This is a genomic window from Aureliella helgolandensis (assembly GCF_007752135.1).
Taxonomy (GTDB): Bacteria; Planctomycetota; Planctomycetia; order Pirellulales; family Pirellulaceae; genus Aureliella; species Aureliella helgolandensis.
The window spans coordinates 4,824,139-4,837,461 of record NZ_CP036298.1 but is presented as its reverse complement, the minus strand read 5'-3'; the positions used below and the strand labels follow the sequence as shown (position 1 = coordinate 4,837,461).

General features: G+C 55.2%; 8 protein-coding genes. 5 read left to right on the top strand and 3 right to left on the bottom strand.

The genetic code is table 11. The features are described from left to right. Positions 1-10 precede the first annotated feature (10 nt). The 3 genes from Q31a_RS30250 to Q31a_RS16940 form a co-directional block, all read right to left on the bottom strand. A complete protein-coding gene (locus Q31a_RS30250; RefSeq protein WP_197355345.1) occupies positions 11-2,509 on the bottom strand; it encodes a PSD1 and planctomycete cytochrome C domain-containing protein in 2,499 nt (832 codons plus the stop codon). 101 nt (positions 2,510-2,610) lie between these two features. Next, entirely contained in the window at positions 2,611-4,236 is a 1,626-nt protein-coding gene (gene pgi / locus Q31a_RS16945) for a glucose-6-phosphate isomerase (RefSeq protein WP_145080356.1), read from the bottom strand. Positions 4,237-4,676: 440 nt separating this feature from the next. Then, a complete protein-coding gene (locus Q31a_RS16940; protein WP_145080353.1) occupies positions 4,677-5,420 on the bottom strand; it encodes a hypothetical protein in 744 nt (247 codons plus the stop codon). Between the two features lie 304 nt (positions 5,421-5,724). Here Q31a_RS16940 and Q31a_RS16935 point away from each other — a divergent pair, with 304 nt between their 5' ends. From Q31a_RS16935 to Q31a_RS16915, 5 genes are all read left to right on the top strand, one after another. Next, positions 5,725-6,204, top strand: coding sequence for a carboxypeptidase-like regulatory domain-containing protein (locus Q31a_RS16935; protein ID WP_145080350.1), 480 nt, complete (start codon positions 5,725-5,727; stop codon positions 6,202-6,204). A gap of 214 nt (positions 6,205-6,418) precedes the next feature. Continuing rightward, positions 6,419-7,591: a tetratricopeptide repeat protein gene (locus Q31a_RS16930; RefSeq protein WP_145080347.1), complete on the top strand. Its 1,173-nt coding sequence runs from the start codon at positions 6,419-6,421 to the stop codon at positions 7,589-7,591. Further along, the gene (locus Q31a_RS16925; protein ID WP_145080344.1) at positions 7,588-9,285 is read left to right on the top strand and encodes a CRTAC1 family protein; all 1,698 of its coding nucleotides are present in this window, start codon (positions 7,588-7,590) and stop codon (positions 9,283-9,285) included. The genes Q31a_RS16930 and Q31a_RS16925 overlap by 4 nt, the downstream gene beginning before the upstream one ends. A 403-nt stretch (positions 9,286-9,688) precedes the next feature. After that, positions 9,689-11,269, top strand: coding sequence for a tetratricopeptide repeat protein (locus tag Q31a_RS16920; RefSeq protein ID WP_145080341.1), 1,581 nt, complete (start codon positions 9,689-9,691; stop codon positions 11,267-11,269). Between the two features lie 267 nt (positions 11,270-11,536). Continuing rightward, a complete protein-coding gene (locus Q31a_RS16915) occupies positions 11,537-13,192 on the top strand; it encodes an FG-GAP repeat domain-containing protein (RefSeq protein WP_197355343.1) in 1,656 nt (551 codons plus the stop codon). The last annotated feature ends 131 nt before the right edge of the window (positions 13,193-13,323 follow it).

Sequence of the window (13,323 nt, the reverse complement as noted above, 5' to 3'; positions counted from 1 at the left end):
ACCGATTCATCTAGTAGAGCAAAATCACAGGGTCACTGGCTAGCACGGTAACGACCACTTGGGTCCAGGCGGCTAATTCCACCGCGTCGAGCTGTTGTTCGACGGGCGATTCGCCGATGGCCAACAAGGCTTGACAGTCGGCGTCGGAGGTGGCGTAGCGTTTGTTCATTTGTTGCAGAAGGTTTAGGCAGGCGGCAGCTTCTGCAGCCGTGGCCGGTCGACACACCAGTTTTACGAACAACGCGTCAAGCCGCTGCTGCTCGATTGCTTTTCCGTCGGCCGTCGCACCTGCCGCTGGCGGACTTTCGATCATCAAACGCTCGGCAAACTTGCGTGCAAACTCGATGCGTTGGGTCTCATTGAACAGTGCTAGTGATTGCAATGAGGTGCTGGTGCGAGAGCGTGCCACACAGCTCGATTCACGGCTAGGGGCGTCAAAGAGTGTCATCATGGGGTGCGGGCTGGTTCGCTTCCAATACACGTACAGGCTGCGTCGATAGAGTTTATCGCCCGTGTCCGGCACGTAATTCTTGGTATTGCTGGCTGGATGGGATAAAGCCTCCCACAGTCCATCCGGTTGGAACGGCTTAATGCCCTCGCCTCCCAACTCCTCGAGCATCAGGCCGCTCCCCCACAAGGCTAGATCGCGCAGGACTTCGGCATCGAGTCGAAAACTGGGGCCGCGAGCAAAAAGGCGGTTTTCCGGATCGGAAATGTCAGAACGTCGCGAGGAGGATTGTTGGAATGTCTTGCTGTGGACCATCAAACGCAGCATGTGCTTCAAATCCCAACCGCTCTCCTGAAATTCAACGGCGAGCCAATCGAGCAGTTCGGGGTGGGTGGGTTGCTGGCCTTGCAAGCCGAATTCCTCGGGTGTGCGAACTAGGCCAATCCCAAAGACTCGTTGCCATACGCGGTTGATCAAAACGCGTGACACTAAGGGATTGTCAGAATGGACCATCCACTGCGCCAGTCCCAATCGATTTCTAGGGGCGTCGCTCGGAAAGGGGCTGAGCACTGCTTGGGTGTCTGGGATAAGCGGCTCCCCGGTTGGTAAGTCGTACTCGCCACGGCTGAGTAGGTAGGTAGGTCGACGTTGCTCGAGCTCTTGAGCAACCAGGGTTGGTACCCAATTGGACTCCGCACTCGACCATTCGGCCAGCAGGTCCTGGGCTCTTTCCGCGATCGTCGAGTCCCCGAAGAGACTATTGGGTACCGCCAGCAGCTGTAGCTTTTCGCGAGGGCTGGCCATTTCCCATGCGCGCCCCTGTTCTGCATTGAAAATCCTCTTTTGTTCAATCAACTCGGCGGCGCGTTCGAGTAAGAAGCTTTCTCGTTCGGTCAGTTCGCTCCACAGCTGCCATTGCGTTTGATTGTTGGGGGCTTGCAGAATCGGAGCATAGTCGTATTTGTTGCCATCCAACGCACGCTCGGAGGTGTTGTTGAAAAAGGCTAGTATTTGATAGTATTCCGTGTGGAGTATGGGATCGTATTTATGGGTATGACAACGAGCGCATGTCAGCGACATTCCCAGAAAAACGGTACCGAAATTCTCTGCACGGTCAAAGCTGTTTTTGGCTTGGAACTCTTCGGTAATGGCGCCACCCTCGGAAGTGGACGGGTTGAGGCGTACGTAGCCCGTCGCAACTAGTTGTTCGAGAGTTGGGTTGGGGAGCAGATCGCCTGCCAGCTGCCAGGTGATGAATTGGTCGAAGGGAAGATTGTCATTCAAGGCCTTGACGACCCAATCCCGGTAGGGATAAATCGCTCGACGATTATCCAGGTGCAAGCCGTGCGTATCGCCGTAGCGGACGGCATCTAACCAGTAGCGAGCTTGGTGTTCTCCAAATTTGGGATCCTGTAGCAGGTCTTCGACCAGCGTTTCATAGGCCTCTGGATCGGCTGTCGATAGATATTTGCTCAGCTGCTGTGGCGTGGGAGGTAGGCCCGTGAGAACGAGTGCGACGCGGCGAGCCAGCGTCGCGCGATCAGCGGCGGGAGCTAAGTCAATGTGACCGGTGGCGGATTCGCCGGGGGGCGAAGCATTCGCTGCCGGCAGTTGGTCGCGAATAAAGCCGTCAATGATTGCGGAACCGGTGGCGTCAGGCGCCGAGAGAGGCAGCGAGTTTTCTGGCCGGACGTAAGCCCAGTGCTTGGTGTACTTGCCGCCCTGTTCGATCCATGCTGCCAGGGTCTCTCGCTCGACATCGGTGAGCTGTTTCTCGGCGTCTTGAGGCGGCATCGGGTCATCCTGCGAACGAATGCGATGCAGCAGCTCACTGGACTCGGGAGCGGCGGCATCGATTGCGCGATAGCCACCTAGATCAACCGTTGCTCCCTCCCAAGAATCGAGTCGCAAGGCGTTGGCCTCGCGGGCGTCGGGGCCATGGCAAATGAAACACTTGTCCGACAGAATCGGTAGTACCTGTTTGGAGAAGCTAACTTGTTCCGCAGCGCCGACGAGGCCGATCTGCCAGGACAACAACAAGGTCACAACCAGCAACTTCATGCATCTTCTCGAATTGAATAGGAGCATTGGATACCGTCGTTCGCCAACAAATTTAGGAGAGGTCTGTCAGTAGCCTAATTGATATTCTATCGCACTGCATTCTATTGCATGGCTCGGTAGCGGCGAATCAATTCATTCGTAGAGCTATCGTGGTTCAGATCCGAAGAATGGCTGGCATCAAGCTCGGGGATGATTTTTTTGGCAAGCACTTTGCCAAGTTCAACGCCCCACTGATCAAAGGCGTCAATATTCCAGATCACGCTTTGAACGTAAACGCTGTGCTCGTAGAGTGCCACCAGCTTTCCGAGTACTTCGGGGGACATCTGCTCAGCAAACAGCGTGTTGGAGGGACGATTGCCCTGGAATTCGCGATGCGGCACTAGCCACTTTGCGGTTCCCTCGCTTTTGACCTCTTCCGCCGTTTTCCCAAACGCCAACGCTTCGCTTTGAGCCAGGACATTGGCAACTAGGATGTCTTGATGGGCTCCGATTGGGTTGAGCGATTTACCGAAGGCAATGAAATCGCAAGGGATTAAGCGGGTGCCTTGGTGGATGAGTTGGTAGAACGAGTGTTGCCCATTAGTACCGGGCTCACCCCAATAGATCATGCCGGTATCGTAATCCACTTCGGTTCCGGCCGTCGTGATGTACTTTCCGTTGCTTTCCATGGTCAGTTGTTGCAGGTAGGCAGGAAACCGTTTGAGGTACTGATCGTAGGGCAGGACGGCAGTTGTCTCAGCGCGGAAGAAGTTGGAGTACCAGACGGCTAGGAGCCCCATGATGACAGGCAGGTTTTTCTCCAAAGGGGTTGTCCGGAAATGCTGATCCATTTCGTGAAATCCGGCCAACATCCGCCGAAACACGTCTGGCCCCACCGCGAGCATGGTGGACAGCCCAATAGCCGATTCCATCGAGTAACGCCCGCCAACCCAGTCCCAAAATTCGAACATGTTTTGCGTATCAATGCCGAACGCAGCAACTTTTTCAGCATTGGTGGATAACGCCACAAAGTGCTTGGCGATAGCCGATTCCTCTCCGTCGACACGCGCCAAGAACCAATCGCGAGCGGTCTGCGCGTTGGTCATTGTTTCAATGGTGGTGAACGTTTTTGAAGCAATGATGAACAGGGTTTCCGTGGGATCCAAATCAACGGTTGCTTCCACGAAGTCGGTAGCGTCCACATTGCTGACAAACCGCATCGTAAGATCGCGTTGACTGAAGTGCCGCAGAGCTTCGTAGGCCATCACAGGCCCGAGATCGGATCCTCCAATCCCAATGTTGACGACGTTGCGGATTGGCTTGCCGGTATGCCCTAACCAAGTTCCGCTGCGAACTCGCTCGCAAAACGCCGCCATCTTGTCGAGCACGGCGTGGACATCGGGGATTACGTTCTGGCCGTCTACTAAAACCGAAGCATCGCGGGGGGCACGCAGGGCGGTGTGCAGAACTGCACGGCCCTCGGTCAAATTGATCTTTTCCCCATTAAACATGGCTTCAACTCGCGCCGGCAAGTCGACCGACTTAGCGAGGTTCAAGAGTAGCCCAAGCGTGTCGCCGTCGATGCGGTTCTTGGAGTAATCGAGGTACAGCCCCACGCCCTCGACGGCCAGTTCTTGGCCGCGTCGAGGATTCTTTGCGAACATCTCTCTTAGGTGAATGCCTCTAATGTCATTGTAATGAGCTTCCAGAGCGTGCCACTGCGGACTGGATGTTAGAGCAGGGTTCATACTTGAGCCTGAAATATTAGATGGGAGAGTAAGTGAGTCGAAGTCATTGCAGTTTCCGAACCTGCTGCTGCCCGAGCGGGGCTACACCTGCGCGCGAACGCGAATCGCTACGGGATTCCAAGAGCTGCCATTCTAGAGGAAGACAAGCAGGAGTAACTGCTCTGTCGAATGGGCAATGAGCTAGACATCGTCAGGCTTCCGCAAGTACGGAAACCTATTATGCAATTGCGCGTTGGTCATGCCTAGTGCAGGCCGAATCCGCCAGAGGGGCGCCTGAACTAGGTTTGCGTAGGTCGCGTTGGTGCGTCCGACCGGCCGCTAGGCAAAGCCTCGCTAAACGACGCTTAAAACGGTTGACTCGCACCGCCGCGTGAACCGGGGCAGGTTGCCGAGGTTCCACGCGGGCTGGGAGCACCGTATCGGTTCGGCTGTCGCGCAGATTAGGAGGCTGCTTCCGACGTGGTTTTCGACTTGGACTTCTTGGGTTTCAAGACGCTCAACGCCGTAATGGCAGCGGTCAGTCCAACCAAAATATAGCCTGTGTAGAGAATGCCGGAATGCTCTGGGATAATCAATTCAGGCCTTCCCACTGGAAATACGACCGTGCACAGCAAGGGGAAGATGATGACTCCTAAGATTCCCAGTCCGATGCCGTTGGTGATGGCCGCGCCCCAATCGCGCTGCGCTCCTCGCAAGGTCAAGCTCAAGAAGGCTGAAGCAAGGCAGAATGCAATCCAAATGGGCGCGTAAATGGCAATCGTCTTGACAATGCCTTCGATCATGACCGGGATGAGCGCAGCGGAGGTTAAATAGCCGATGGGGCCTACGATGATCCCAACTACCAAACCACTGATCAAACCTGCGACCAAGCCCGTGATTGCACGACTTGCGGAAACGGTAGCACCGACGGCCAAGCCAATGCATCCCAGCAATAGCGCCCCTAAGGTTCCAACCCCCATGCCCAAGTTGCGCATTTTGTCCCATTGGTTTTGCGCTTCCCATTCGGCGGAATAGGGAGGCAGGCCGTCCGGAATGGTCAGGTAGAATTCCCGCAAGGTAAAGATTGTGTAGCCTCCAATCGCACCGGCCAGGATTCCTGCCAGGATGGCCACCGGGGGCAACCAAGCGGGGGACGGGGCTGGAGGACTTTGGGGAGCGTCAACGGAAGCTTCGTTTTCGGACATCAATTACCCTTTGAACATTAAAATAATTAATTGAGGATACGTGGCGCTCGGAATGCGAAGCTATAAACGCCCTATCTTCCCCACCCGACAGATTTGCCGAGAAGAAAGTGTGTTCGGTTTTAGCAATCTACACTCCGAGCCTATAATCTACCTTAATGTTTTGTTAGACTGTTACGTAGGGAGCTTAAATTTTCCCAAATGCTTACCTTGGTGCTATGCTGGAAGCCACTAACGCTGCTTCAGCCCAAGGTTTCGTAGGTTACCTTCGTTTTTATTTATCGAAATTTCAGAAAGCAAACATTCGATGAGATCAGCAAATCTTTTCCTCGCTAGTGTTCTACTTTTCGCAGCGGGATGTGGCTCTGGACTTGGAACCGTTCCTGTGACTGGGAAGGTGACTTTGGACGGCGAGCCTGTCGAGGGGGCAATGGTTGTGTTCAATGCCGATTCAGCAGACGGTCGCTCTGCTTCGGGCATGACTGACGCTTCGGGCGCGTACGTGCTCACGACCGAATTCAATGGCGACGGAGCTCTGCCGGGCAGCTATAAAGTTGCCGTCTCCAAATTTGAAGGAGGCGACGATGGCATGCCCGACACGACTGGCATGAGTGAGGACGAGGCGATGGACGCGATGTACAGCGCTTTGGATAAAAAGGGACGCAACGCCCCGGTGGCAAAGAATTTGATCGCCAAAAAGTGGAGCAATGAAGCCGGCTCCGGGCTGACCGCGACCGTCACCGATAGCGGCCCCAACGAATTCAACTTCGAAGTCACGTCCAAATAGTCCTCGACTGGATGCTTGAAAAACTCAACACCGCTGGCATTTTTTGCGAATGCCAGCGTGCCGGGTTCTGAGTTTCGGGCACTTCGCATTTGTGCATGGTTTAAACTATCGCTGAGCGCCAGAGGAATTCCGAGCTGCAAGCTCTTGCCATGCTCAAGCCACCTCGACACGCTAGCGATTGTTCCAATCTCTTCTCTCGTAGCGATGCTCCAAAGTGCCTTCAGCCCGTGTTCGACTACTGGTCGGTTCTGCACTCCTCCTCGCAGGATTCTCGATTTTCGTCTCTTGGAAATGGGGAGGGCTAAGCGCGTCGTTGAACCCTCCCAGCCTCCCTCCATCGATGTTCGAAGCCGAGAGCAATCTCCGCTTGGAAATCGCAGATAGTTCAGCGGAGGACATCTTGTCGCGGGCGCGCGCTCTGGCCGATGAGTTGGTCGAAGCGAATCCTGAAATGCCGACTGCGTACAGCGCGCGTGCGCGGTTGTCCTACTTGCTCGGTAAATCGACAGAGGCCCGCCAGGATTGGGAGCAAGCGATTCGCTTGGATGAGCATTGTGCAGAAGCCCTCTACGGCCTCGGCTTGATGGCCTTCGAATCCGATCGCTTCACGGAAGCCGCAGTGCTTTTCGGTCAGGTCAGCAACCTCGATCAGGAGGATCGGCAGGCTCGAATTATGCACGCCGATGCCTTAGTCCACGATGGAAAAATTGACGAGGGGATCGCACACCTCGAGCGAATTGTCAATTCACCCTTTGCGACGGTCGGTGCCCTCGAGTTGCTAGGCCAAGCCTACCTTCAGAAACGCGAATATGAGAAAGCCCGGAGCTGCTTCGAACGCGTACTGGAGCATTACGCAGAATCCAAAGATGCAATGTATGGCCTAACTCGCGTCTACGCGGCCCTGGGGGATCGCGAGAAGGCCAAAGAATTCAATTTGCGATTTCGCGAATTTGCACAACGGGATCGGGAAGAGAATGCACAGGACGCTGAGGGATTTCAAGATCGCGAATTTGCCATCAGTGGCTTGGCGCAGATTTGTATGGACGCCGGCCGAGTCCTCAGTAAATCTCCGGAGCAGGTTCCACAAGCGATTGACCACATGCTGAATGCGATTCAACTCAGTCCACCCAACGTTGAATATCTGCTCGAAATACGCACGCTATGTCTGGGCCAAGGACGATTTGTCGATGTCGCCGCCACGACCAAACGGCTCATTGAACTCGAACCGTCCAACATTGACCATTGGTTTATACTTGGCAACGCCTACACCGAGTTGGGGCAAGCCGACTTGGCGATTGAGGCGTTTCGGACTGCTATTGAATTAGATCCCCACGATTCCCGCAGCCAATGGGCTGATCGCTTTATTCAAAGATACGAATCCCCATGAATTGCAGGTTGACTTGTTGTTTACTACTAACCGGGCTGGTCCTCACTACCGGCAGCAGCCTGGATGCCAAAAATCCGACGACGACGATTCGCTTGCAGCCATTGTTGGCAGAGCAGACGGGGATCGTTGGATTGCATTCCGATGGTAGTAGCGGACAACATTACCTTGTCGAGGCGGTGGCCTCTGGAATGGCGTCGTTTGATTACGATGGCGATGGCTATCTAGACCTGTATTTCCTCAGCGGCGGAGCCTTGAAAGGTGCAGATCCGAGTAGAGTGCAGCCCAATCGACTCTATCGCAACCAAGGGGATTGGACCTTTGTTGATGTTACGGAGCAGAGTGGGCTCGGTAGTCTCTCCCATAGTTTAGGCGTTTCGGTAGGGGACGTGAACGAAGACGGATGCCCGGATGTATATGTGAATAATTACGGACGTAACGAATTGTTCCTCAATTGCAGCGACGGGAGGTTTGTACAATCTGCATCGCAAGTCACGCAATGCGGAAGTAAGGTTGGCGCTGGCGTGTCGATGCTCGATATGGATGGAGATGGCGATTTAGATATCTATGTCGCCAACTACATCGTGTTCGATTACGACCTCAGGGAGCCATCCAAATTTCAAGGGAAAGTCGTCTACGGCGGGCCGGTACTTTATCCCGCTGAGCCCGATGATTTGCTTCGCAATAATGGGGACGGAACGTTCACGAATGTCAGCCAGTCTTCCGGAATTGGGCTGGATGCCGAATGGGGCATGGGCACCGTCTGCTTTGATGCCGATGCCGATGGAGATACCGATATCTTTGTAGCCAACGACTCCACTCGCAACTTTCTGTGGGAGAATGATGGCCACGGAATTTTTACTGAAATCGCATTGTTGGGAGGCGTCGCCTACGACTATCAAGGTGAGCCTCAGGGAAGCATGGGAGCCGACGTGTCCGACTACAACGGCGACGGAACGCTCGATCTATTTGTGACCTCTTACGAAAATCAAAGCACCACGCTGTATGAGAATCTTGGGAGCGCCATCTTCCAAGACATCACTCTCTCCGTGGGAGCAGGCGCCAACACCGATCGCCGCGTTAACTGGGGCACCGCCTTTGCCGACCTAGACAACGATCAAGACCAAGATCTCGTGCTCGCCAACGGTCATATTCATGACAACCTCGACGAATTTGACGACACCACCAGCTATCGCATTCACAACCAAGTCTTTGAAAATGAAGCGGGGCGTTTTACCGATTGCTCGATGGACTGCGGAATTGCGACTGTTGCCAAGGAAAGTAGCCGAGGCTTGGTCGTGGAGGACTTGGATCGAGACGGTCGTCCAGACTTGGTGGTCCTCAATATTCGAACGGTTCCGACGCTCTTCAAAAACAGTTCTGCCGAGAACAATTGGATTGAATTGGATCTGATCGGGATCCAGGCGAGTCGAAGTGCCGTGGGGACTAAGGTCATGGCCGTTCATGAAGGGCGGGAGCAAATTCGAGAGCTGCTGAGCGGGCGTGGCTATCAGAGCCATTTCGGCACCCGTCTGCATTTTGGATTGGGAACTTCCGCTCGGCTGGAACGCCTAGAGATCCAATGGTACGGTGGCGATCGGGAGGTGTTCCACGACTTGGAGGCCAACGGTTTGTACACCATCCGGCAAGGTCTTGGCATTGAAAGGCAACCGTCACCACCGGCGGTCGCACCCTAACAGCGGTAGACTCGGGGGCAAGTGACTGCTGCCACGCTAGGCTCCAACCGCTTGCGGTCTGTTGCTAACCGGTCTGTTGCCATGGGAATCCACCGCTCGAGGCCTTGCTGATTACCACTGTTTTCAGTTTGACCACGAAGGGAGTGACCAAGCCGCCCGGGAGCAGTGCCCTGCCCTGTCTGCCTGGAAGCACTTTGCCAAGCTGGATTCGCTACAGGGTAAATGCAATGCGGAACGGCGAATTTGTAGGGGATGCGATGTCGCGTGGCAATCAACCGCCCGCCTGCGGCGGAGTGGTTGGGGCGCCCAGTAGGGTGTTTGCATGGGGTGGGACCGTCACTTACGACTGGTTCTAGATTTTCGAAAGTGTTCTGCAGTTTCAAAATGAGAAGGGTAAGCCTGTATGCCAGTGAACCGTCTGCAGCACGCGTTGGTGCCCAATTTCTTGCAACTCTGTCTGCTAGCTGGGGTGGCCTGCAACTGTTTGTCGGGGTGTACTTCTCGGCATCCTGAAGCAGAGGTTTCCGAGCTAGCCGTGAGCCCCGACCTGCCGGTGCCCCAACAATCGCAGGTCCAGTCGACACAGCCTGATGCAGAGCAGCCTGAGCGGACACCAAGTCCGCTGCAGAGTTCCCCAGGGGCGTCGGTTGATGGAGGGGCTGACGGTCGAACCAAGGTGCCGCCCAACGCCCAGACTTTGCCTCGAAATTCAACCGCTCTACGCGCGGCAACTCTACCGCTGGCTGCTGCGATACCGGAGAGTGGTAGCGAGTTGATTCGTGAATGTCTAGCTGTTGCCGAGCATCTTGCGAACGCAGGTCCGCAGTCCATTGACGCTCTTGAGATGCGGGCGCGCGCCGAGTACGAATTCGGCGAGGTCCTGCAGGCCAAGCAGTTGTGGACGCGCATGTTGGAGATGAATCCCAACTACGCATTCGCGCTGACCGGGTTGGGGAATATCGCTTTGGACGAAGGAGAGTTTCAGCAGGCCTGCGAGTATCACCGGCGAGCTGTGGAGATACTCCCCAACTCGGCGGACCAACAATTGCTGCTTGCCAAAGCGCTCGTCAGTGCCAATCGCTTGCCTGACGCGGAGATCACCCTCCAAAAATTGACCCAGCAATTCCCTGATTTCACCGAAGCCTTTGTGCAACTGGGGGCTGTGGCGCTATTATTGGAGAAGTTGCCGACCGCTGAGGCCGCCTACCGAAAGGCTATCGAGCTGGATGCTGAGTCGATGAAGGCGCACTTCGGTTTGATTGCGGTTGCCCGACGGCAGGGACGCTTGGAGGATGCAAAGAGGCATCAAAATGTATATTCCGAGCTACGCAAGAAGCAGTCGCAGTCCAGCGATACGGCGGAAGCCTACGATGACGTGGAAGCGCTGGCGATTGACATCGCCAAATTGTTTGTCGATATGGCTCGTGTCTATGTGGGACTCGGGCAAAACCAGACGGGCGAAATGCTGCTGAGTCGGGCGAGTCAGATGGCGAAAACGAATATCGAATCGCGGCAGGCACTGGCATGGCTGGCCACCCAACGCTCGGAGCCCTTGGAGGCAGTGCGTTGGTTGTCAGAGATTAAGGAGCTGACACCTCACGACTTCTCTTATGTCCTCGAAATAGCAAGGCTGTACGCTGCAGCTGGAATGCAGGATCAAGCCAAAGAGGTGTTGGAGGAGTTCGTGGAACGCAATCCGCGTGCCCCGGCAGCTTTAGAAGCGGTGGCGAAGTTCCAGCAAGAAGTGGCCCCCGGTTCAGATCGATCCCTCGAGTTAGCGCGGCAAGCTGTCGAGCTGGCTCCCACTCTTTCTCGATACATGTTGTTGGCGACCATCTACGAGGATCGTAACGAGTTTGACAACGCTTTGGAAACCCTTGCGCTCGCGCAGAAAATGGTACCGTCCGATGCCGCTGTCGCAGCGCGCATCGCGCGCTTGCAGGAGCACAGGGAGCTCGTCGAATCCCCGACTGGCGAGCGCTGACCGAGGGCGTCCGCTAATGTGCCAGGTAGCCAGCTGGCCAGATAAATAGTCCCGCAAGGGCTCTAACAGCGTTAAATCGACAGAGTGTTCAACCCTGTCGGTCCGTGTGAACCTTAAACTGAGAATTGAAGTCGAATGGCAATTTGCGGTACAAGACAAACTTGGTTTAGGCAGGCCCAGCAATGGTTGAAAAACGGGCGAACAAGCTGCCGGTCCGATGTTTGGGGAAGCGGGCAACTAGGGTTGCGCGAGGGAGCCACTTGGGCGGTGTTCATCTTGAGCTTGAGCACTGGGCTTCAGGCTGCTTGGCCGCAATCTCCAACTGTGCCGCTCTCGTCCGCGCCCGCCATCATCTTGACGGACGTGACAGATGCCACCGGGATTGACTTTGTGCATACCGACGGCAGTGATGGGCGGCACTTTATCGTCGAGAGTTTTAGTGCAGGCCTCGCTGTATTCGACTTTGACAACGATGGCGATTTGGATATCTATTTTCTCAATGGCTGCTCGTTGGGTGGCTCTGTCGTGGCCCGGGCGACGAACGTGCTGTACCGCAACGATGGAGAGTTCCAGTTCACCGATGTGACTGCGCAGGCTGGTGTGGGGGACACCGGGTACGCGATGGGAGTCGCTGCCGCTGATTACGATAATGATGGGGACGTTGATCTGTATGTGAACAACTACGGTACGAACCGATTTTTCGTGAACAACGGAGACGGCACCTTCTCCGATCGTACACAAGCATCGGGGAGTGCGAATGGGGAGTTAGTGGGAAGCGGTGTTAGCTTCCTTGATTACGACCGCGACGGGAATCTCGATTTGTATGTTGGGAACTATGTGCAATTCGAGGAATCGCAGCATCGAGTGCATCACCATAAGGGGTTGCCGGCCTATCCCAGTCCATTGCAATTTACCCCGCAGGTCGACACGCTGTTTCGCAATTCGGGTGATGGCAACTGGACTGATGTGTCCCAAGTTACGGGGATCACAAATGTCGCCGGACGTAGTATGGCGGTCACCTCCTGTGATTTCGATCTCGATGGCGATATTGATATCTTGGTTGCCAACGATACTCAGGAGAATTTTTACTTTCAGAATGACGCCGCAGGGCAGTTCGAAGAAGTGGGACTACTGGCGGGTCTCGCGCTGGATTTTCAGGGGAGAGTGCAGGGCTCTATGGGGATTGAATTAGCCGACTTCAATCATGATGCGCTCGTGGATGTGGTCATGAGTTCCTTTGCTGACGAGTTCTTGACGCTCTATAGTTCCAGTGTCGATGGCTACTGGATCGACAGTACGCCCAAGTCTGGTCTGGGGCCGGAAACACGCCCTCAGGTCACCTGGGGGGTGGCTGTGGCCGATTTCGATTTGGATGGTCAATTGGATCTATTTGTGGGCTGCGGGGGCCTGGACGATAACCACGAATTGCGTGGAGGGAGTAATACCAAGAGTGCGTTTGATTCCCCCAATTTGCTCTTTCGAAATCAAGACGGTAGTCGGTTTGAGACGCTGAGCAACTGGGGGAGTGGGACGCAGGTTCGAGGGGTGACGCGCGGGCTAATCGCGGCTGACTTGGATTCCGATGGAGACTCTGATGTGGTGGTTCTCAATGCGCGGGGACGTCCCACCCTACTGAGAAACGACACGCCCACTGGCAATCGCGCCATCGCGGTAACCCTAATAGGAACCCGCTGCAATCGAGATGCGATCGGGAGTCGCGTTACGGCCAAATTTTCCGATGGATCGAGCCAAACGCAGTTTGTCGTGTCTGGACGAAGCTACCAATCGGATCTGCGTGCCCCCCTAGTGCTGGTAGTGCCGCCCGGGCACTCCTTAGAGCAGTTGGAGGTCTTTTGGCCTGGCGAAACCGAAGGGAAAATCCATTCGATTGGTCCTTCGCCTGAGCACATCGTTCAGCCATGATGGGTTGGGCGTGCCTCTCGAGGTGGTGTGGGTAGTCTTGGATGTGGGGTTTGCGCGGTTTGTGTTGGAGTTCGTCTCATACACCTTAGGTTGTTGGGGGGGAGCGCCCCATTATCTTCTCACTTTTTCTT

Bases quoted from the DNA above. Each gene is read 5' to 3' on its own strand.
- Q31a_RS30250 (WP_197355345.1), bottom strand. From the start codon at position 2,509: ATGAAGTTGCTGGTTGTGACCTTGTTGTTGTCCTGGCAGATCGGCCTC.
- pgi (WP_145080356.1), bottom strand. From the start codon at position 4,236: ATGAACCCTGCTCTAACATCCAGTCCGCAGTGGCACGCTCTGGAAGCT.
- Q31a_RS16940 (WP_145080353.1), bottom strand. From the start codon at position 5,420: ATGTCCGAAAACGAAGCTTCCGTTGACGCTCCCCAAAGTCCTCCAGCC.
- Q31a_RS16935 (WP_145080350.1), top strand. From the start codon at position 5,725: ATGAGATCAGCAAATCTTTTCCTCGCTAGTGTTCTACTTTTCGCAGCG.
- Q31a_RS16925 (WP_145080344.1), top strand. From the start codon at position 7,588: ATGAATTGCAGGTTGACTTGTTGTTTACTACTAACCGGGCTGGTCCTC.
- Q31a_RS16920 (WP_145080341.1), top strand. From the start codon at position 9,689: ATGCCAGTGAACCGTCTGCAGCACGCGTTGGTGCCCAATTTCTTGCAA.